The 19,679-nt window shown below is 74.4% G+C and carries 20 protein-coding genes; 12 read left to right on the top strand and 8 right to left on the bottom strand.

Going from position 1 to position 19,679, the window contains the following annotated elements; genetic code table 11:
- Nucleotides 1–27 precede the first annotated feature (27 nt).
- Complete coding sequence (locus Ani05nite_RS36805) at nucleotides 28–420, top strand: DUF302 domain-containing protein (protein WP_203776195.1); 393 nt, start codon at nucleotides 28–30, stop codon at nucleotides 418–420.
- An 11-nt stretch (nucleotides 421–431) separates the two neighbouring features.
- Here Ani05nite_RS36805 and Ani05nite_RS36800 read toward each other — a convergent pair whose 3' ends face one another.
- Together Ani05nite_RS36800 and Ani05nite_RS36795 are read right to left on the bottom strand one after the other, a co-directional pair.
- Nucleotides 432–1,799 (bottom strand): sensor histidine kinase, encoded by a 1,368-nt coding sequence (locus Ani05nite_RS36800; RefSeq protein WP_203776193.1) that lies wholly within the window; start codon nucleotides 1,797–1,799, stop codon nucleotides 432–434.
- The gene (locus Ani05nite_RS36795; protein WP_239131014.1) at nucleotides 1,789–2,481 is read right to left on the bottom strand and encodes a response regulator transcription factor; all 693 of its coding nucleotides are present in this window, start codon (nucleotides 2,479–2,481) and stop codon (nucleotides 1,789–1,791) included. Before Ani05nite_RS36795 ends, Ani05nite_RS36800 begins: the two co-directional genes overlap by 11 nt.
- A 187-nt stretch (nucleotides 2,482–2,668) precedes the next feature.
- On the opposite strand from Ani05nite_RS36795, the gene Ani05nite_RS36790 reads away from it, so the two are divergent.
- Nucleotides 2,669–3,655 carry an aldo/keto reductase gene (locus tag Ani05nite_RS36790; RefSeq protein ID WP_203776191.1) on the top strand — a complete coding sequence of 329 codons (987 nt, stop codon included), beginning with the start codon at nucleotides 2,669–2,671 and terminating at the stop codon, nucleotides 3,653–3,655.
- Between the two features lie 39 nt (nucleotides 3,656–3,694).
- Here the strand turns inward: Ani05nite_RS36790 and Ani05nite_RS36785 are convergent, their stop codons facing one another.
- Nucleotides 3,695–5,134 carry a GGDEF domain-containing protein gene (locus Ani05nite_RS36785; protein WP_203776189.1) on the bottom strand — a complete coding sequence of 480 codons (1,440 nt, stop codon included), beginning with the start codon at nucleotides 5,132–5,134 and terminating at the stop codon, nucleotides 3,695–3,697.
- A gap of 197 nt (nucleotides 5,135–5,331) precedes the next feature.
- Here Ani05nite_RS36785 and Ani05nite_RS36780 point away from each other — a divergent pair, with 197 nt between their 5' ends.
- Nucleotides 5,332–5,559, top strand: coding sequence for a hypothetical protein (locus tag Ani05nite_RS36780; protein ID WP_203776187.1), 228 nt, complete (start codon nucleotides 5,332–5,334; stop codon nucleotides 5,557–5,559).
- Between the two features lie 797 nt (nucleotides 5,560–6,356).
- Here the strand turns inward: Ani05nite_RS36780 and Ani05nite_RS36775 are convergent.
- Nucleotides 6,357–7,154: an isocitrate lyase/PEP mutase family protein gene (locus Ani05nite_RS36775; RefSeq protein WP_203776185.1), complete on the bottom strand. Its 798-nt coding sequence runs from the start codon at nucleotides 7,152–7,154 to the stop codon at nucleotides 6,357–6,359.
- A 9-nt stretch (nucleotides 7,155–7,163) separates the two neighbouring features.
- Nucleotides 7,164–7,760: a TetR/AcrR family transcriptional regulator gene (locus tag Ani05nite_RS36770; protein ID WP_239131013.1), complete on the bottom strand. Its 597-nt coding sequence runs from the start codon at nucleotides 7,758–7,760 to the stop codon at nucleotides 7,164–7,166.
- 78 nt (nucleotides 7,761–7,838) lie between these two features.
- On the opposite strand from Ani05nite_RS36770, the gene Ani05nite_RS36765 reads away from it, so the two are divergent.
- From Ani05nite_RS36765 to Ani05nite_RS36740, 6 genes are all read left to right on the top strand, one after another.
- Nucleotides 7,839–8,780, top strand: a complete 942-nt coding sequence (locus Ani05nite_RS36765) for an LLM class F420-dependent oxidoreductase (RefSeq protein ID WP_203776172.1) — start codon at nucleotides 7,839–7,841, stop codon at nucleotides 8,778–8,780.
- 84 nt (nucleotides 8,781–8,864) lie between these two features.
- Nucleotides 8,865–10,202 (top strand): alpha/beta hydrolase, encoded by a 1,338-nt coding sequence (locus tag Ani05nite_RS36760; protein WP_203776170.1) that lies wholly within the window; start codon nucleotides 8,865–8,867, stop codon nucleotides 10,200–10,202.
- Between the two features lie 176 nt (nucleotides 10,203–10,378).
- Nucleotides 10,379–10,777 (top strand): hypothetical protein, encoded by a 399-nt coding sequence (locus Ani05nite_RS36755; protein ID WP_203776168.1) that lies wholly within the window; start codon nucleotides 10,379–10,381, stop codon nucleotides 10,775–10,777.
- Nucleotides 10,778–10,880: 103 nt separating this feature from the next.
- On the top strand, nucleotides 10,881–11,318 hold the full coding sequence (locus Ani05nite_RS36750; protein WP_203776166.1) for a hypothetical protein: 438 nt from the start codon (nucleotides 10,881–10,883) through the stop codon (nucleotides 11,316–11,318).
- A 49-nt stretch (nucleotides 11,319–11,367) separates the two neighbouring features.
- Nucleotides 11,368–11,913 carry a PadR family transcriptional regulator gene (locus Ani05nite_RS36745; protein WP_203776164.1) on the top strand — a complete coding sequence of 182 codons (546 nt, stop codon included), beginning with the start codon at nucleotides 11,368–11,370 and terminating at the stop codon, nucleotides 11,911–11,913.
- A 27-nt stretch (nucleotides 11,914–11,940) separates the two neighbouring features.
- Nucleotides 11,941–13,662, top strand: a complete 1,722-nt coding sequence (locus tag Ani05nite_RS36740) for an acyl-CoA dehydrogenase family protein (protein WP_203776162.1) — start codon at nucleotides 11,941–11,943, stop codon at nucleotides 13,660–13,662.
- Here the strand turns inward: Ani05nite_RS36740 and Ani05nite_RS36735 are convergent.
- Both Ani05nite_RS36735 and Ani05nite_RS36730 read right to left on the bottom strand, forming a co-directional pair.
- On the bottom strand, nucleotides 13,659–14,852 hold the full coding sequence (locus Ani05nite_RS36735; protein ID WP_239131011.1) for an endonuclease: 1,194 nt from the start codon (nucleotides 14,850–14,852) through the stop codon (nucleotides 13,659–13,661). The two genes, Ani05nite_RS36740 and Ani05nite_RS36735, sit on opposite strands and share 4 nt — an antisense overlap.
- A gap of 103 nt (nucleotides 14,853–14,955) precedes the next feature.
- The gene (locus Ani05nite_RS36730; RefSeq protein WP_203776160.1) at nucleotides 14,956–16,578 is read right to left on the bottom strand and encodes a methyl-accepting chemotaxis protein; all 1,623 of its coding nucleotides are present in this window, start codon (nucleotides 16,576–16,578) and stop codon (nucleotides 14,956–14,958) included.
- Between the two features lie 128 nt (nucleotides 16,579–16,706).
- Here Ani05nite_RS36730 and Ani05nite_RS36725 point away from each other — a divergent pair, with 128 nt between their 5' ends.
- Nucleotides 16,707–17,195 carry a winged helix DNA-binding protein gene (locus Ani05nite_RS36725; protein ID WP_203776158.1) on the top strand — a complete coding sequence of 163 codons (489 nt, stop codon included), beginning with the start codon at nucleotides 16,707–16,709 and terminating at the stop codon, nucleotides 17,193–17,195.
- A 136-nt stretch (nucleotides 17,196–17,331) separates the two neighbouring features.
- Here the strand turns inward: Ani05nite_RS36725 and Ani05nite_RS36720 are convergent, their stop codons facing one another.
- Nucleotides 17,332–17,676, bottom strand: coding sequence for a TM2 domain-containing protein (locus tag Ani05nite_RS36720; RefSeq protein ID WP_203776156.1), 345 nt, complete (start codon nucleotides 17,674–17,676; stop codon nucleotides 17,332–17,334).
- Between the two features lie 127 nt (nucleotides 17,677–17,803).
- Between Ani05nite_RS36720 and Ani05nite_RS36715 the strand changes: the two genes are divergently transcribed.
- Together Ani05nite_RS36715 and Ani05nite_RS36710 are read left to right on the top strand one after the other, a co-directional pair.
- The gene (locus Ani05nite_RS36715; RefSeq protein WP_203776154.1) at nucleotides 17,804–19,012 is read left to right on the top strand and encodes a sensor histidine kinase; all 1,209 of its coding nucleotides are present in this window, start codon (nucleotides 17,804–17,806) and stop codon (nucleotides 19,010–19,012) included.
- Nucleotides 19,009–19,674 (top strand): response regulator, encoded by a 666-nt coding sequence (locus Ani05nite_RS36710; RefSeq protein ID WP_203776152.1) that lies wholly within the window; start codon nucleotides 19,009–19,011, stop codon nucleotides 19,672–19,674. The genes Ani05nite_RS36715 and Ani05nite_RS36710 overlap by 4 nt, the downstream gene beginning before the upstream one ends.
- The last annotated feature ends 5 nt before the right edge of the window (nucleotides 19,675–19,679 follow it).

The following is a 19,679-nucleotide window of genomic DNA, read 5'->3' as shown; positions in this document are numbered from 1 at the left end:
TCCGGCCCGGAAAGGAGACGACCGGCGATGACGTACGCGATCACGGCCCGGGTGGCGGGATCGTTCGGCGAGACCGTGGAGCGGGTCCGCGCCGCGCTCCAGGAGCAGGGCTTCGGGGTGCTCACCGAGATCGACGTGCGGGCCACCCTGCACGACAAGCTCGGCGAGCAGATGGAGGACTACCTCATCCTCGGCGCCTGCAACCCGGCGCTGGCCCACCGGGCGCTCGGCATCGACCGCGAGATCGGCCTGCTGCTGCCCTGCAACGTCGTGGTCCGGGGCGAGGGCCCCGGCGCCGTCCTGGTGCAGGCCGTCGACCCGCAGACGATGGTGCAGCTGTCCGGCCGGCCCGCGCTCAAGGAGGTGGCCGACGACGCCACCGCGCGGCTCCGGGCGGCGCTGGCCACGCTCGGCGGCTGAACGACCCCGGGTCAGGGCGCCGGCCGGGGCGCCGCCGACGGCAGGCGGACCGTGATGACGGTGCCCGCGCCCTCCCGGGACGCGGCTTCGACCGTACCGGCGTGGGCGGTGACCAGCTCGCGGACGATGGCCAGGCCGATCCCCGAGCCGGCGACGTCGCGGTGGCGGTCGCCGCGCCAGAGCCGGTCGAAGACGTGCGGCAGGTCCGCGGCGGCGATGCCCGGCCCGGTGTCGGCCACCTCCAGCACGGCGCCGGCGCCGTCGGCGTACCCGCGCAGGGTGAGCCGGTCCCCCGGGCGGCAGTACCGCGCCGCGTTGGTGAGCAGGTTGGTGACGACCTGGTGCAGGCGGTCCGGGTCGGCCCGCACCGGCAGGGCAGCCGCGAGGTCGGTCTCGACCCGCAGGCCGGCGGCGTCGAGCCGGGACCGCTGCGCGGCCAGCGCGGCCCGGGCGACCACGGCGAGATCGACGTCGGCGGGGCGCAGGGACAGCGCCGCCGACTCCGCGGCGGACAGGTCCGCCAGGTCCGCGACGATCCGGCCCAGGCGCAGGGCCTGGTCGTGCAGGGCGCCCAGCCGTTCGGGGTCCGCGGTACGCAGGCCGTCGCGCAGTTCCTCCAGCCCGGCCTGCAGCCCGGCGAGCGGGGTGCGCAACTCGTGGGCCACGTCGGCGGCCAGCCGGCGGCGTACGGTGTCCGCCCGGACGACCTCGTCGGCCATGGCGTCGAAGGCCCGGATGACCTCACCCATCTCCCCGGGCGCGCCAACGCCGGGGCCGGCGCCGGCCCGGGCCCCGCGCTCCCCTGCGGCGAACCGGCGCGCCGCGCCGGCCAGGGCGATCAGCGGCCGGGTGAGCCGCCGGGTGACGAAGCCGCTGACCAGCAGCGCCGCCAGCAGCGCCACCACCGCGGCGCCGGCCACCCACGACCAGGCGATCCGCCGGGCCGCGGATGAGCCGGCCGGGAAGCCCACCCGGACGGTGCCGACCCGGGCGCCGGCCACCTCGACCGGCGCCTGCCGCCGGTCGGCGGCGCCCATCGCCCCCATGCCCATCCCGCCCATCCCGTGACCGGGCCACACCATCGCGCCGGAGCGGTCGAGCACCACCAGAGTGCCGCCGGCGGCCTCGGCCAGGTCGGCCGCGCGGCCCAGATCGGCCGCCGCCCACCCGCCGGCGGCGGCGTAGGCGGTGGCGGCCGCGGCGGCCGCCCGGTCGGCCACCCGCTGCTGGTCCGCGCGCCGGGCTCCGCTCAGGCCCCGGTCGGTGGCGATGAGCGCCGCGACGGTCAGGACCAGCACCGACGACAGGGCGGCGAGCAGGAAGGCGGCCAGCAGGCGGCGGCCCAGCGGGCTGCGCAGCACGGTCGGCTCACCCGTCACGGGCCCACCCCAGCCGGTAGCCGACGCCCAGGACCGTCGCCACGATCCGCGCGGCGTCGGGACCGAGCTTGTGCCGCAGGTTCTTCACGTGCGAGTCGATCGTGCGCTCGTAGCCGGCGAACTCGTACCCGCGGACCCGGTTGACCAGCTCGTAGCGGGAGAAGACCCGGCCCGGCGCCGAGCCCAGGGTGGTCAGCACGCCCCATTCGGTGGGGGTGAGGTCGAGCAGTACGCCGTCGAGGCGGGCCTCGTGCCGCGCCTCGTCGATGGCCAGCCGGCCGGCGCCGAACGTGGCCACGCCCGGCGTCGCGGGCGCGCCGCCCGTGCGGTGCAGCACCGCCTCCACCCGCAGCACCAGCTCGGTCGGGCTGAACGGCTTGGTCACGTAGTCGTCGGCGCCGCGCCGCAGGCCGTCGATCCGGTCCTCCACGGCGCTGCGGGCGGTCAGCACCACCACCGGCACCTGCCGGCCGTCGCGGGCGGCGGCCAGCACCGCCAGCCCGTCGATGTCGGGCAGGCCGAGGTCGAGCACCACGGCCACCGGATCGGCGGTGTCGAGCAGCCGCAGCGCCTCGGCGCCCAGCCCGGTGGTGTGCACGGCGTAGCCGGCGCGCTCCAGGTAGCGGCGCACGACGCCGCGCAGTTCGCGGTCGTCCTCGACGACGAGCACGGGACCGGTCATGACCCCACTCTGCGGCGGCGGACCGCCCGCCGGACAGGGCCGGACGGCCCGGACCGGCGGTCCCGGCGCCGGTGGGCGGTCTGCCGAACCAGGTAATGACAGAACCCCCCGCAACCGGTGTGCCCGGGCCACGGCGCCGCTAGCGTCGGATCCAGCGCCCGCACGTCACGCTCGAAGGGAGACCGCTGTGCAGTACCGCATTCTCGGCCGGGACCTGAGGGTCTCCGCCCTCGGCTTCGGCGCGATGGGGATGAGCCAGAGCTACGGCCCCGGCCCCGACCGGGCCGCCAACATCACGCTGCTGCGCGACGCCGTCGAGCTCGGCGTCACGTTCTTCGACACCGCCGAGGTGTACGGGCCGTTCGTCAACGAGGAGCTGGTCGGCGAGGCCCTGCAACCCGTACGCGACCAGGTCGTCATCGCCACCAAGTTCGGTTTCGCGTTCGACGCCGACGGCCGCCAGACCGGCCTGTCCAGCCGCCCCGAGCACATCCGGCAGGCCGCCGACGCCTGCCTCAAGCGGCTGCGCACCGACCGCATCGACCTGTTCTACCAGCACCGCGTCGACCCCGACGTGCCCATCGAGGACGTCGCCGGCGCCGTCCGGGAGCTGATCCGGGCGGGCAAGGTCAAGCACTTCGGGATGTCCGAGGCGGCCGCGGCCACCGTACGGCGGGCGCACGCGGTGCAGCCGGTCACGGCCCTGCAGAACGAGTACTCGCTGTGGTGGCGGCGGCCCGAGACGGAGATCCTGCCGCTCTGCGCCGAGCTCGGCATCGGCCTGGTCCCGTACAGCCCGCTCGGCAAGGGCTTCCTCACCGGCACGATCGACCAGAACACCAGCTTCGCCGACGGCGACATCCGCGCCGGCATCCCCCGCTTCGACGCCGCCGCCCGGCAGGCCAACCAGGCGCTGGTCGACCTGCTCGGCGGCGTCGCGGCCCGCGCCGGCGCCACCGTCGCCCAGATCGCGCTGGCCTGGCTGCTGGCCCGGCAGCCGTGGATCGTGCCCATTCCCGGCACCCGCCGGCGGGAACGGCTGGCGGAGAACCTCGGCGCGGTCGAGGTCGAGCTCACCGCCGACGACCGGCACGAGCTCGACGTCGCCGCGGCCGAGATCGAGGTACAGGGCGCGCGGTACCCGGACCACCTGGAGCGCATGACCAACCGCTGAGCGGGAGCACCGCTCGCCGGCCGGCCGCGGCCGTCCCGCTCAGCCGGCCAGGGCCGGCTCGGCGAGGATCCAGCGGCCCCGGCCCAGCCGCTTGGCCTGGTACATCGCGGCGTCGGCGGTGCGCAGCACGGCCGCCGCGCCCTCCCCGGCGCCGCCCGCGCGGGCGGCGATGCCGATGCTGGCGCCGACGGTGAACTGGTGGCCCCGGAAGGCGACCGGCTGAGCGACGTCGTGCAGGACGCGCTCGGCCAGCCGGACGGCCTCGTCCTCCGGCACGCCCGGGCAGAGCAGCACGAACTCGTCGCCCCCGAGCCGCGCCACCAGGTCACCCTCGCGGACCGCGGCGGACAGCCGGGCCGCCACGGCGAGCAGCACCGCGTCGCCGGCGTCGTGCCCGTGCTGGTCGTTGACCTGCTTGAAGCCGTCCAGGTCGAGGTAGAGCACGGTGACCGCGGCGTCCGGCGCGGCCACCTGGCGGGCCAGCCGGTCGCCGAGCGTGGTGCGGTTGGCCAGGCCGGTCAGCGGGTCGTGCCGGGCCTGGAAGACCAGGCTGGCCTGGGCCCGTTCCTGCTCGCGGACCGCGATGGTGAACCGGGCCAGGACGAACGCCGCGCACACCGCGGTGGCCACCAGCGCGAGGATCTGGTCCTGGCCGATCCCGGAGCTCACCAGGGTCAGCGTGGGCGCGGTCATCAGGGCCAGGCCGAGGAACAGCACCCGCGCCGGGTGCAGCGACGGCACCTGGTGACCGGCCCGGGTCAGCTCGGCGCGCCGCGGGTGCAGCCCGGCCGCGACCAGCAGGGCGTTGGCCAGCAGGATGACCGAGTTGAGCGGCTCGAAGGCGGCGTAGTCGGCGAAGTACAGGCCCACGTTCAGGCCCACGTCCACGCCGAGATAGCCGAAGATCGCGCAGAGCAGCAGCCGGGTCGGCGCGGTCCGGGTGCCGGGCGACAGCGCGATCAGCAGCACCGCGGCGAGCAGCACCACGTCCGCGACCGGGTACAGCGCGGTCACCGTGGACTCGACCACCGTGTAGCCCTCGGCCAGCCAGGGCGCGATGAAGAACTGCCAGCTGGCCACGCCGGCCGCGACGGCCACCGTCATCCCGTCCAGCGCCGCGCCACGCAACCGGCCGGGCGCCCGGCGCCGGGCCATCCGGACGAGGGCGACGGCCAACACCGGATAGCCGCCGAGCCACAGCACGTCCGGCGTCAGGTGCGGCACCTCGACCAGGTAGTACTCGACCAGCTCCAGGACGTTGCCGGCGCCCCACAGGCTCAGCGCGGCCGCGACCAGCGCCCACGGGCCCCGGTCCCGCGGCGACTGCCGGCGCAGCGCCGACCACCACGCCAGACCGCACAGCGCGACGTAGGCGACGGTGTAGCCGACGGCGGCGGCGTCCGTGGTGTACCAGACGATCGTCGCGACGGTGACCGCGAGGGCCGACGCCACCAGCAGCCAGACGTTCCGGGAACTCATACCGGGGACCATCGGACGGCCGGCAACCGACCTGAGCGGGTGTGAGGCGGCCCCCAGCGCAGGCGCATCCCGCGGAGAGACGGGCCGACGACGGGGAAGGGTGGGGCCATGCAGGTCCGGCTCAGCCCGGCGGGCCACCCGTTCAGTGGGCTTCCCGACGGCAGCGTGGCTTGGTGGCGGGGCGCACAATGGGTCGCGTGGGAACCATCCAGGACCCGGATCCGGACCGTGACTGGCTGAAGCGCAGTTACACCGACACGAGCACCAATCCGTACTCCCCCGATGCGCGCACGGAGATGGTGGGACGGCTCGCCGAGGGCACCGGGGGCGGGCGGGCGGCGCGTGTGGTTCTGCGCGTTGTCGTGGGCGTGATTGTGGGCTCGTTCGGTGTGTCGTTCGTCGTTCAGGCGCTGCGCTACTGGTGAGCGTGGGTTTGATCTTGGGGAAGGGCGAGCTGGCGTTGGCTGCTTCAAGATCCGGCTGGGGGGGCAGCTCGGTCTGATCTTGTGAAGGGGTGGCCTGTTTTGCGGGATGAACGTCGCGAGATCCGCGCTCAGGGGGCAGCCCGACCCCGATCTTGTGACACGCCGCCCGCCGAAGCACGCCTGAGGCACCGAGATCCGCGCATAGGCGACAGCACGATTGACGGCGCCAGCACGGGCCGACGCGCCAGCACAGCCAACGCGTCGGAGCGGCCAAGGGCGCCAGCACAGCCAACGCGTCAGAACGGCCAAGGGCGCCAGCACAGCCAACGCGTCGGAGCGGCCAAGGGCGCCAGCATGCCAAGGGCGCCGGCGCAGCCGATCTTGTGAAGTGGTGGCCCGTTCAACGCTGCGAGCGCCACAAGATCCGCGCCCCACGGAGCGGCCCGATCCGACCTTGGGACACACGGCCCGCCGAAGCACGCCCACGGCTCCAAGATCCGCGCATAGGTGACAGCACGACCAATGGCCACAGCACTGGTACACCAATCTTGTGAACCAGCGGCCCATCCAGCGCCACGAACGCCACAAGATCCACACCCCGGGGGCAGCACGACTCGGATCTTGAGACACACCGCCCGCCAAAGCCCACCTACGGCCCCAAGATCCGCCCACAGGCGCCAGCACGACCCACCGCACCAGCACAGCCGACCTTGTGAACCAGCGGACCGCCCAAGGCCACAAGATCCGCACCCCACGGAGCAGCACGACCCCGCTTGCGAGTCGCGGGCCGGGCGCGCTCAGGACGGTCCGAACGCCGCCTCGATCTCCGCGCCGCTCAGCGACCGCTCCCGGAACGTCGTGGTGCCGGTGTCGCGCAGCTCCCGGGCAGCATCGCGCAGCGCCCCGTACGCCGCCCAGGCCAGCGCCCCGCCGGTGGACACCCGGCGGACGCCCAGGGCGGCCAGCTCCGGCACGCTCGGCGCGCCCGCCACGGCCAGCACGTTGAGGGGCGCGGGGACGGACTGCACCAGCCGGGAGATCTCCGCCGGGGTGCGCACGCCCGGCGCGTACACCACCTCGGCGCCCGCCTCCCGGTAGGCCCGCAGCCGGGCGATCGTGTCGTCCAGGTCGTCGTGGCCGTACAGGTGGTTCTCGGCCCGCGCGGTCAGCACCAGGCCGTGCCGGGCGCAGGCCCGTGCCGCGGCGGCGACCCGTTCGGTGCCGCGGGTCGGCGTCTCCAGCCGGCCGGTGGCGGGGTCGTAGTCCTCGATGGACAGGCCGGCCGCCCCCGCCTCGGCCAGCAGGTCCACCGTCTCGGCGAGGCCGGTCGCGGTGTCCGCGTAGCCGTGCTCGGCGTCGACGGTCACCGGGATGTCGACCGCGGCGGTCAGCGCGGCCACGTGCGTGACCAGTTCCTGGCGGGTGACCTGCTGGTCGCGCTTGCCCAGGCCGGCCGCCAGGCCGGACGACGTGGTGGCCAGCGCCGCGAAGCCCAGGCCGGCCAGCAGCCGCGCCGAGCCGGCGTCCCAGGGGTTGGGCAGCAGGAAGGTGCCGGAGGCATGCAGCGCGCGGAAGCGCTCACGAAGGTCGTTCATGCCCCGAAGCTACCGCCGGGCGCTGGCCAGCAGCGCGCGGGCAGCCTGCACGGCGCGGGCCGCGATGTCGTCGACGGCGCCGGCGGTGCGGGTGAAGAAGCCGTCGGCGTACAGCGACGTGTAGCCGTGGGCCACGGCGATCGTCGCCTCGACCAGCCGGACCGCTTCCGGGTACGAGGCGGTGCCGGCCGCCGTGGCCAGGTCGAGCAGCGTGGTCATCAGGGCCCGGGTCTGCTCGCGGCGGGCGTCGCCGGGCAGCCGGGCCAGTTCGGCGGCGAAGATGACGTGGAAGCCGGCGCCGGTGCGGGTGACGTACCGGACGTAGGCGCCCGCCACCGCGGCCAGCCGGGCCGCCGGGTCCGGGCCCGCCGCGTCGGCGGCGGCGGTGATCGCCGCGCGCAGGTCGTGGGCGGCGGTGGCCGAGACCGCGCCGAGCAGGTGGTCGCGGTCCGGGAAGTGCCGGTACGGCGCGGCCGAGCTGACGCCCAGCCGGCGGGCGACGGCGGCGACCGAGAAGCGCTGCAGCCCGCACTCGGCGAGCAGGCCGAAGCTCGCCTCGATCAGCGCGGCCCGGAGGTCGCCGTGATGGTAGGCCCGCCCCGACACACCGGCCTCCTCGCTTGCCATCGTGTAAGAGGGCTCTTACATTAGCAGGTGATAGCCCTCTTACATGGCGGAGGCACTGTGAGCATCCGGCTCGGGTACCAGATTCCGAACTTCACCTATCCCGGCGTACCGGTCGAGAACACCTTCGACACCGTCGCCGCCCAGGCCCGCGAGGCCGAGGCCGCCGGGTTCGACACCGTGCTGGTGATGGACCACTTCTACCAGCTGCCGGGCATCGGGGCACCGGAGAACGCGATGCTGGAGTCGTACACGACGCTCGGCGCGCTGGCCTCCCTGACCTCGACGGTCCAGCTGTCCACGCTGGTCACCGGGAACACGTACCGCAATCCCGCCCTGCTGGCCAAGACCGTCACCACCCTCGACGTGGTCTCGCACGGGCGGGCGATCCTCGGCATCGGCGCCGGCTGGTTCGAGCGCGAGCACCACGACTACGGTTTCGAGTTCGGCACCTTCGGCCAGCGCTTCGAACGGCTCGAGGAGGCGCTGACCATCATCGCGCCGATGCTCAAGGGCGAGCCGGGCACGCTGGACGGCAAGTGGTACACGGCCCGCGGCGCCATGAACAACCCCCGGGTCCGCCCGACGGTGCCGATCATGCTGGGCGGCAGCGGCGAGCAGAAAACGTTCCGGCTGGCCGCCCGCTTCGCCGACCACATGAACATCATCTGCGACGTGGCCGACCTGGCCCGCAAGGTCGCCGTCCTGCGGCAGCGCTGCGAGGAGATCGGCCGCGACCCGGCCACGCTGGCGACCAGCTACCTGGTCATGGGCATGGTCGGCGAGACGGAGCAGGAGGTGAAGGAGCTCGGCGAGACCATCCCGGCCGACCGCCGCGACCGGGCCTTCCTCGGCACGGCCGGGCAGGTCGCCGAGCAGCTGCACGAGCAGGTGCTCGGCGCGGGGATCGACGGGATCACCATCAACCTGATCCGCAACGGTCACCGGCCCGGCGTGGTCGCCGGCGTCGGCGCCGCGCTCAAGCCGCTGGTCGCGGCCTGATCCGCGCCCGCGGCCGGCCGGCGCGCGGACCCGGCCGGCCGCGGGCCTGGACGACAACAGTAGTCGCACCTAAAGTGCATAATCATGGGCGTCAATGACCGTGGACCGCTGAGAATCTCCCGCCGGCACCTGCTCGCGCTGCCGGCCGCCGCCGCGGTGGCCGCCGCCGCCGGGCCGGCCCCGGCCGCCGCGGACGCGGGCCGGGCGGCCTTCCGGCCGGTGGTGTTCGTGCACGGCAGCGCCGGATCGGCGCTGCAGTTCCGGCTCCAGGCCAAGCGCCTGGCCGGCAACGGCTACCCGAGCGGGATCATCGAGGCCCACGAGTACGACTCGCCGGCCATCGCCACCATCCTGTCCCAGGTGTACGCGGACCTGGACGCCCGGATCGCCCGGCTGCTCGCCGCCACCGGCGCGGACCGGGTGGACCTGATCGCCCACTCGCTCGGCACCTTCGTCGTGCAGGGCTACCTGGCCGGCTCGCCGGCGCGGGCGGCCCGGGTGGCCCACTACGTCAATCTGGACGGCCGCACCGCCGCCGCCCCACCCGGCGGCGTGCCGACGCTCGCGATCTGGGGCGAGGGCGACCCGGCCCGCAGCATCGCCGGCGCGCTCAACGTGTCCTTCCCGGAGCAGTCGCACACCCAGACGGTCTCGTCCGCGGAGTCCTTCACCGAGATCTTCCGGTTCCTGCGGGGCCACGCGCCGCGCACGACCGCGATCGTCGGGCAGCCGCCGGGCGCCGTCCGGGTCTCCGGCCGCGCCGTGCTCTTCCCCAGCAACGCCGGCGTCACCGACGCGACGCTCGAGCTGTACGCAGTGGGCCCGCTGACCGGCCGGCGCCTCTCCCACCGGCCGGTCCACGTGACACCGCTGGCCGCCGACGGCTCCTTCGGCCCGCTGCCGGTGCTGCCGCACGCCCGGTACGAGTTCGCCCTGCTCCGCCCGGGCCAGCCGGTCCACCACTTCTACTTCGAGCCGTTCCGGCGCACCGACACGCTGGTGCGCCTGCTCACCAGCCGCCCCGGCGAGGGCATCGGAGCGCTGGTCGAGACGAGCGACCGGCACACGGCCCTGACCATCCAGCGCCAGCAGGAGTGGTGGGGCGACCAGGGCGACGCCGGCGACCGCCTCTGGATCAACGGCCGGGAGGTGCTCAACGCGGCGAACGCGCCCCGGGCCAAGCGGGTGATCGGCATCTTCGCGTTCGACGCGGGCCGCGACGGCGTCACCGACCTGAGCGCGCCGCTGCCGGCGTTCTTCGCGCAGCCCTTCCTCACCGGCCTGGACCTGTTCATCCCGGCGGCCCGGCGACACCTCGGCACGGTGTCGGTGGTGACCCGGCGGCGCGGCGGCGGCCGTACGGCCCTGGCGGTGCCGAACTGGCGATCGAGCGCGCACCGCGTCTCGGTGGAAATCGACTGAACCGCGCGTCATCAACAACGTAACAAATCGTTCTTCACTAAGTGTGAGATGCCGTACACCGTCCGCTGTGGATGTCTCGTATCGTCCGTCACGGATTCGCCGGGGGAAGAACCCCTCGGCGCTCGTCCGGACGCCGCGGGCGGATCCCCGCGGCCATTCGTGAAGGACATGGGAAAATGCGCAGGTTCACTCAGGCCGTACTCCTGACCGGCACCGCCCTGGCCGTGCTGGCCCCGTCGGCCGCCCAAGCGGCCCCGCACCGGACCACCCGGCTGCTGGGCACCTACGATTTCGGGCGGGCCGGCGTCATCGGCGCCGCGGGCCGCGCCGCGGGCGTCTGGAGCGCGTATTCCGTGCGCTCCGGCTTCGCGGGCGACGACCTGTCGGTCACCTACCGGCCGCGTACCAAGGCCCGCGCCCACGAGCGTGAGGTCTACACCGCGGCCTTCTACGAGGTGGACGACGCCTGGTCCGAATGCGAGCAGGTCGGCGCGGCGGGCGTCGCCCGCAAGGTGTGGGTGTCCTACCGCTGCCACACCGGATTCGCGCCGAGCTACACCCTTTTCGTGCGCTGACCCGCGCATTCCACCGACCATTTTCCCGCGCCCGGCGGCGCCGTGCCGCGCCACTTCCGCGCGTCCCCGTTCCGCCGCCGGGCGCCGTATCCAGGAGCAGACAATGCCGTCTCCCGTCACCCGTTTCACCGCCATTCTGGCCGGCGCGGGCCTGGCCCTGGCCGGGGCCGCCGCCCCGGCCGCGGCCGCCGGCCCCACGTTCGCGCTGCGGGCCGGCGCCGCCACCGCCTCCGGCAGCTACGCCTTCATGATGAGCATCCCGGAGCGGCCGGTGCCGCCGATCCGGATCCGGGGCACGCTGACGGTCGCCGGGCCCGGCCGGTGCGGTGTGGTCCAGCTCGCGCAGAACGGCCCGGCGGACGGCATCGAGTGGCGCACCCTGGCCCGGCGCTGCGGCCCGGGCCGGCGGGCCTTCGGCGCCGAGCCCGGCTACCTGTGGGGCGGCTTCGCGCCGCAACTGCGGCTGTGCGTGGGACGCACGGTCGCGAAGGCGGAGCTCGGCCGGCGCTGCGCCGTCCACCACCCGCCGGCGGAGCACTGAGCGCCGGGGCCGGTTGCTATGCAACGAGTTGCATAGCAGGATGGCCGGCATGGCCCTCGAGCACGCGATCCTGGTCTCCCTGCTGGAGCAGCCCGGGTCCGGCTACGAGCTGACCCGGCGCTTCGAACGGTCCATCGGCCGCTTCTGGACAGCCACCCACCAGCAGATCTACCGGGTGCTCAGGCGGATGGAGGCGGACGGCTGGGTCACCGCCGAGGAGATCGGCCAGGGCGGGCGCCCCGACAAGCGGTCCTACTCCGTCGCGGCGCCCGGCCGGGCCGCCCTCACCTCGTGGCTGCGCGCCCCCGTGCAGCCCGAGGCGGTCCGGCACGAGCTGGCCGTGAAGATCCGCGGGGCCGCCTTCGACGACGCCGACGGTCGCTCGGCCCTGATCGCCGAGGTCGAGCGCTACCGCGAGACCCACGCGGCCACCCTCGGCCGGTACCGGGCCGGCGAGCGGCGGGACTTCCCCGCCGGCGCCCGCCTGGACGTCCAGCAGCGGTTGCAGCACACCGTGCTGCGCGGCGGCATCGCGTACGAGCGCATGGTGCTGGACTGGCTCGACGACGTCCTCGACACCCTCCGCGGTCTGTGACACCTCACCAGGAAGGGGAACGCCGCCATGGCGGACTCGCTGCTGTTCAACCCGCACACCTACGACCCGGCGCACTTCGACGCCGAGACCCGCCGGCTGCTGCGCGCGACGGTCGACTTCTTCGAGCAGCGCGGCAAGCAGGCGCTGATCGACAGCTACATCGAGCGGGCCTGGTACGGCGACTTCCTGGACTTCGCCGCGAAGGAGGGCCTCTTCGCGACGTTCCTGACGCCCGAGGCCGACGGTGACGGCCACCCCGACAAGCGCTGGGACACCGCCCGCAACGCCGCCCTCAGCGAGATCCTCGGCTTCTACGGCCTGGGCTACTGGTACACGTGGCAGGTCACCGTCCTCGGGCTCGGACCGGTCTGGCAGAGCGCCAACGCCGGCGCCCGGGCCCACACCGCCCGGCTGCTCGACGACGGCCACGTGCTGGCGTTCGGGCTGTCCGAACGCGGCCACGGCGCGGACATCTACGCCACCGACATGATCCTCACCCCGGACGGCGCCGGCGGGTTCCGGGCCGACGGCGCCAAGTACTACATCGGCAACGGCAACGTCGCCGGCCTGGTGTCGGTCTTCGGCCGCCGGGCCGGCGTCGAGGGGCCGGACGGGTACGTGTTCTTCGCCGCCGACAGCCGCCACCCCGCGTACCACCTGGTCAGGAACGTGGTCAACGGCCAGATGTTCGTCAGCGAGTTCCGGCTGGAGAACTACCCCGTGCGCGAGCAGGACGTGCTGCACACCGGCCGGGCCGCGTTCGACGCCGCGCTGAACACCGTCAACATCGGCAAGTTCAACCTCTGCACCGCCGCCGTCGGCATCTGCGAGCACGCCATGTACGAGGCCGTCACCCACGCCCACCGCCGGGTGCTCTACGGCCGGCCGGTCACCGACTTCCCGCACGTGCGCCGCGAGCTCACCGACGCGTACGTGCGGCTGGTCGCGATGAAGCTGTTCAGCGACCGCGCCGTCGACTACTTCCGCTCGGCCGGCCCCGAGGACCGCCGCTACCTGCTGTTCAACCCGATGACCAAGATGAAGGTGACCACCGAGGGCGAGAAGGTCATCGACCTGCTCTGGGACGTGATCGCCGCGAAGGGCTTCGAGGCCGACACCTACTTCGACAAGGCGGCCAAGGACATCCGCGGCCTGCCCAAGCTCGAGGGCACGGTGCACGTCAACCTGGCGCTGATCCTCAAGTTCATGCCCAACTACCTGTTCCACCCGGCCGGCTACCCGCCCGTGCCGGCCCGCCGGGACGCCGCCGACGACGAGTTCCTGTTCCACCAGGGCCCGGCCCGCGGCCTCGGCGCGATCCGCTTCCACGACTGGCGCACGGCCTACGACGCCCACGCCGACCTGCCCAACGTCGCCCGCTTCCGTGAGCAGGCCGACGGGCTGTGCGCCCTGCTGCGCGCCCACGCCCCGGACGAGGGGCAGCAGCGCGACCTGGACTTCCTGCTCGCCCTCGGCCAGCTCTTCGCCCTCGTGGTCTACGGCCAGCTCATCCTGGAACAGGCCGCGCCGACCGGCCTCGGCCCCGACGTGCTGGACGAGATCTTCGCCGTGCTGATCCAGGACTTCTCCGGGTACGCCACCGAGCTGAGTGGCAAGGCGGCCACCACCGAGGAGCAGGCCGGCTGGGCGCTGGCCCACCTGCGCCGGCCGGTCCACGACGCCGGCCGCACCGCGCGGGTGTGGGAGCAGGTGGTCGCCCTCTGCGGCGCGTACGAGATGCACCCCTAGCCGAAGATCGCGCCGACCCATTCCGGGTGGTCGATGAACGGGTTGCGGTTGTGCTGGTAGGCGCTGTAGATCAGCTCGTTGCGGCGCTTCTCGAACGCGTCCGGCGGGTCCTGGGCGTTCCACTGCCGCAACGCGGACAGCCGGCCCAGCCGCGGCGCGGTGCCGCTGCCGGTGGCGTCGTCGACCTCCAGGTCGGGCCAGGAGTCGCCGCCCTCGTACCGCACCGCCATGTAGAAGATCATCCGGGCCACGTCGCCCCGGACGGCGGCCCGCGGCTCCCAGGAGTCGGCGTCGGTGCGGTTGCCGGGGGCGTCGGCGACGGCCGTGCCGCCGGTGTCGAAGTCCTTGTTGTCGCGCTCGGCGTTGACGTGGACGTCCTCGGGGCGCAGGTGGTGCAGGTCGGTGCCGGGGCCGGCGGCGGTGCCGAAGTCGCCGTGCGACTTCGCCCAGACGTGCTCGCGGTTCCAGTCGCCGGCGTCGCCGCCGTTGAGCGTCTTCGACCGGCTGGTCCCGGAGTAGAGCAGGATCACGTTGGCCGAGTTGGCCGGGTCCTGGTCGGTGGCCTTGAGCGCGTTCCACACCGCGTCGTACGACAGCTTGGTGACCCCGCTGGAGATGATGGTGTGCAGCGCGGTCCGGAGGCTCGCGCCGGTCTTGCCCGCGGCGGCGGCGTAGTAGGCGTCGCTGCCGCCGGAGCCGGTCGGACCGGGCGTCGGCGCCGTCGTCGGGGTGCCGCCGCCGAGCGTCATCGCCGTCGGCGACTTGAGGCCGGGGTGGGTGAAGTAGGCGCTCAGCGTGCCGGTCACGGTCACCGCGTCGCCGACCAGGCCCGGGTTGGTCCGCAGGCCGAAGGCCGACCGGTACGCGCTGGTGACCTGCACGTACAGCATGTCGCCGGTGTCGGTCTCGCCGCTGCTGTCGGCGATCGCGAGCGCGGTGTCCCCGGTGAAGCCGGACGACAGCACCGTGTTGGCGGCCGTGGGTTGCCCGACGACGTACCCGCGGACCGTGCCGGCGCCGCCCTGGCTGCCGATGGCCTGGGCGACGGTCAGCGTGCCGGCCGCCATCGGCAGCATCCCGGTCGGGGCGCCCGCCGGCGCCCGGACCAGCGTGACGGCCAGGGCGAGCACGGCGAGCAGGGCGGGCATCGTGAGCGCCACCGCCCGCCGCTGCGAGGTCAGTGCGGGCATGGGCGCTCCGTTCACCGGGGACGTATCGACGATCGACAAAGTATGCGGGCCCGGGGCGCCGCCCGGTCCATACCAGCATCGTCATACGGGCGCCCGTACCGGATCAGACCCGGAAGCTGGCCACCATCGTCTGCAGCTCGCCCGACATCCGGGCCAGGTCGCCGGCGGCGCGCCGGGAGTCGTCGACGCTCTCGGTGGTGAGCCGGGCCGCGGTGGCCAGGGCCTCGACCCCGGTGGCGATCTCGCCGACGCCCACGGCGGCCTCGCCGACGCCCCGGTTCATCTCGCCGGTGGTCGCGGTTTGCTCCTCGACGGCCGCGGCGATGGTGGTCTGGTAGTCGCTGATCCGGCCGATGACCTCGGAGATCTCGCCGATGGCGGTGATCGCGGTGCCGGCGTCGGCCTGGATGGCGGTCACCCGGGTGCTGATGTCCTCGGTGGCCCGGGCGGTCTCCCGGGCCAGGTCCTTGACCTCGCTGGCCACCACGGCGAAGCCCTTGCCCGCGTCGCCGGCCCGGGCCGCCTCGATGGTGGCGTTCAGGGCCAGCAGGTTGGTCTGCGCGGCGATCGCCGTGATCAGCTTGATGACGTTGCCGATCTCGACCGAGGAGTCGCCGAGCCGGGCGACCCGCCGGTTGGTGGTCTCGGCCATCGTCACGGCCTGCCCGGCGACCTCGGCGGCCTGGTTGGCGTTCTGGGCGATCTCGCGGATGGAGGCGCCCATCTCCTCCGAGCCGGCCGAGACGGTGTCGACGTTGCGCCGCACGACGTCGGCCGAGGCGGCCACGGCGACGGCCTGGGCGCTGGCGCGCTCGGCGCCGCCGGCGATCTGGGTGCTGGTGGCGGACAGTTCCTCGGCGGCGGCGGCCAGCGACTGCGACGCGGTGCCCAGGGCCTGCACGGTGCTGCGCATGCTGGTGGTGGCGGTGTTGAGGAAGGCCGCCATGGCGCCGACCTCGTCGCGTGAGCGTACGGTGACGGCGCCGGTGAGGTCGCCGGCGGCGACGCGGGCGAGGGTGGCCCCGACCTCGCCGAGCGGGCGGGTGATGCGCCGGACGGTGAAGCCGCCGAGCAGGCCGGCGATCAGGAACCCGGCCGCCAGGCTGAGCAGCATCTCGGCGCGGCTGGACCGGTAGTGCTCCGCGTTGGCCCGGGCGGCCGCGGCGGCGCTGGCCGCCTCGAAGGCGCCGAGCGTGTCGAAGGCGCCGGTGACGCGGCCGACCAGCGGCGCCGCGTCGGCCTGGTAGGCCGCGGCGTAGGCGGCGTCGTCGCGGGCCGGGATGAGCCGGTCGTCGCGGACCGCGGCGAACGCGGTGAGTTCCCGGCCGAGCCGCACGACCACGTCCTGCTGCGCGGGCTCGAGGCCGTGCCGGGCGTAGCCGTCGAGCTCGGCACGGACCTTGTCCCCGGCGGCCAGCGCCTGCCGGCGGTATTCCGCGGTGTCGGCGGCGGTCGGCGCGATGGTCATCATGGCCAGCGCGAGCAGCTCGTCGTCGAACGCGTCCTGCGCGACGGCCAGGACGGCGCGGGGCAGGAGGTTCTCCTCGTAAATGGCGGTCGCGTTGGCGTCGGCGGCGCTCATCGCCCGCAGGCCCAGCACGGCCACCACGGTGCCGGCCAGCAGGGCCGCGCCCAGGGCGATGCTGATCTTCACCCCGACCCGCAGATCGCCGAACCGCCCCCGGCCGGAGCGGCCGGGTCCCCGTGCTGACGTAGCTACCGACATGCCGCACTCTCCTTGACCCCGCAACGTTTCAGCCCCGAACGTTCCCCTGTTCGGCGGTCAACGACCGATCATGAGGGGTTTGCCGGGTTCCACGGCACGGGCCGGGCCCGAACGCCGATACTGCAGAGATGCCCGATGCCGACGTCACCGCCTCCGTCCTGGGCCGCGTCATCGTCCAGGCCGGCCGCGTGCTGGACACCCCGTTCGTCGAGGTCATGGACCGGTACGGGATGACCCGCAACGCGTGGTGGCTGCTCACCGAGCTGTACCGCAGCCGGCACGAGCCGGAGGCCACCATCGGCGAGCACGCCCGCCGCAGCGGCCTGGCGGCGTCCTCGGCGACCATCGCCACCGAGTTGCTGACCGCGCGGAGGCTGACCCGGCGGCGGCGCCCGAAGGACAACCGCCGGACCACCGTGGTCACCATCACCCCGGCCGGGACCGCCTTCGTCGAGGCCGTCCGGGCCGACCTGGAGAAGGCGGTGGCCGGCCTCTACGAGATCTTCGGCGCCGAGGACCGCCAGCTGCTGCACGACCTGCTGGTCCGCGTCATCGAGGCCGAGGACATGATCCCCGGCGGCCGGCGGCACGCGGCGGCGGCCGGGATGGCCATCTGACCCGCGCCGGACCTCGGCGCCGGCCGGGCCGGAACGTTTCGGCGCGGAATCGTCCCGGGGCGCCGGGACACCGCCGCCGGGTCATTCGCCGGCCGCGCGGAACTCGGCGATCAGCGCGCCCGGCCCGGCCACGCCGTCAGGAGCGGAGGCGGGTGACGTCCTCGACGATGCCGCGCCGGGCCATGATCGCGGCTCGGCGGGAACGGTTGACCGAGCGCACCCGGCGGCCCACGAAGAACACGTCGAGCAGCGTCCACACGCCCAGCCCGCCGAGCGTGAACAACATCGCGATGGACCGGCCGGTGTCACCCAGGTAGAAACGGTGCCCGCCGAGCAGGCCGACCACCGCCCACAACGCGTACGCCACCCGGGGGTCCTTCTTGACGGACTCGTACTCCGCCTCGGCCTTCAGCACCGTGAACCGTTCCCAGCCGGGCAGCGCGGCCGGGGCGTGGGGGTGCGGGGAGTCGCCCGGTTTCATCGGCGCAACGATAGCCCGGGGGCCGGGGTTCCGGGCGGCCGTACCGTCCCGGGGGTCAGCCCGCTGGGGTAGCCGGCTACCGCGCCGGGCTGACGACAGCGGCGGCGCCCGCGGCTATGGTGCCCCCGTGCGCACCGCATCGTGGCCGCGGTTCGTCCGCTCGCCGCTGGTCGTGGACACCGGGCTCGCGGTCGCGCTGACGGCGGTCAGCATCCTGCAGGGCCTCGACGACGACTCGGGCCGCTGGCGCCCGTTCGACCTGACCGCCGCGGCGCTGTCCGCGCTGGCCACGCTGCCGACCGTGGCCCGGCGGCGGGCGCCGGTGCCGGTCGTGCTGGTCTGCTACACGTTCTGGGTGTGGCAGGTCGTGCTGGGCTACAACCCCGTCGTCACCACGTACGGGATGCTGCTCGCGATGTACGCGGTCGCGGCCAGCCGGCCGTTGTGGCACACCGCGGCCGCGCTGGCCCCGGGCGCCGTCCTCTGGGTCGTGGTCGGCCTCGCCGCGCACGCCGGCTCGCTCGCCGGGCTGGTGCTGCAGGCCCTGGCCATCCCGGCCGCGATCTGGAAGGTCGCCGACAGCGCGCGGCACCTGGACCGCACCAACCGCCTGCTCGCCGAGGCCAACGAGCAGCTGCGCCGCGACCGCGAGGAGCGGGCCCGGCGGGCGGTCGCCGACGAGCGGGTCCGCATCGCCCGGGAGCTGCACGACGTGGTCGCCCACCACATGTCGGTGATCAGCGTCCAGGCCGGCCTGGCCCGGTACGTGTTGCGCACCGACCCGCAGACCGCGGAGGCGGCGCTCGGCACGGTCCTGGCCGCCGACGGGGAGGCCCTGGACGAGATGCGGCGGATGCTGGCCCTGCTGCGCGCCGCCGACGACGGGCCGGCCGAACCACCCGCGTACGCCCCGGCGCCGGGGCTGCTCGGCCTGCCCGACCTGATCGAACGGGTCCGCACCGCCGGGGTGCCGATCCGGCTGGACGTCACCGGCCGGCCGCGGCCGCTGCCGCCCGGCATCCAGCTCTGCGTCTACCGGGTCGTCCAGGAGGGACTCACCAACGTGCTCAAACACGCCGCCCCGGCGACCGCCACCGTCACGCTCGACTACGGCCCGGACCGGATCACCGCGACCGTACGCGACGACGGCGCCCGCCGGGAGGCGCCCGCCACCGGCCGGCCGGGGCAGGGATTGATAGGCATGCGCGAACGCGCCATGCTCTACGGCGGGACGGCCGACGCGGCGCCGCTGCCCGGCGGCGGGTTCGAGGTCCGGCTGGTCCTGCCGCTGCCCGCGCACGGCGCCGAGGGGGAAGGAGCCGGCCCAGCCCGATGACCAGCGTGCTCGTCGTCGACGACCAGGTCCTCATCCGGGCCGGCCTGGCCGCCCTGATCCGGGCGGCGCCCGGGCTCGACGTGGCCGGCGAGGCCGCCGACGGCGAGGAGGCGGTCGCGCTCGCCGCCGAGCTGCGGCCCGACGTCGTGCTCATGGACATCCGGATGCCCGGCCTCAACGGCGTCGCCGCCACCGCCCGCATCGTCGCCGGAGCCCCGCCCCCGCCCCGGGTGCTGGTGCTGACCACCTTCGACCTGGACGAGTACATCTACGCCGCGCTGCGCGCCGGCGCCGGCGGCTTCCTGCTCAAGGACACCCCGCCGGAACGGCTGCTGGCGGCGATCCACACGGTGGCCGCCGGCGACACGCTGCTCACGCCGAGCGTCACCCGCCGCCTGGTGGAGGCGCACGTGACGTCGCCCCGGCCCGACCGGCCCGCCCCGGACCTGGCCCCGCTGACCCCCCGCGAGACGGAGATCCTGCGGCTGGTCGGCACCGGCCGGTCCAACACCGCCATCGCCCGCACGCTGGTGGTGAGCGAGGCCACCGTGAAGACCCACCTGGCGCGGCTGATGGCCAAGCTCGCCCTCTCCAGCCGGGCGCAGGCGGTGGTGGCCGCGTACGAGACCGGGCTGATCGTGCCCGGGCGCCGCGACGACTGACGGCC

The organism is Actinoplanes nipponensis (assembly GCF_016862275.1).
Classification (GTDB): Bacteria; Actinomycetota; Actinomycetes; order Mycobacteriales; family Micromonosporaceae; genus Actinoplanes; species Actinoplanes nipponensis.
Note: the sequence above shows the minus strand (reverse complement) of the source record. Positions and strands in the feature narration are given on the sequence as shown.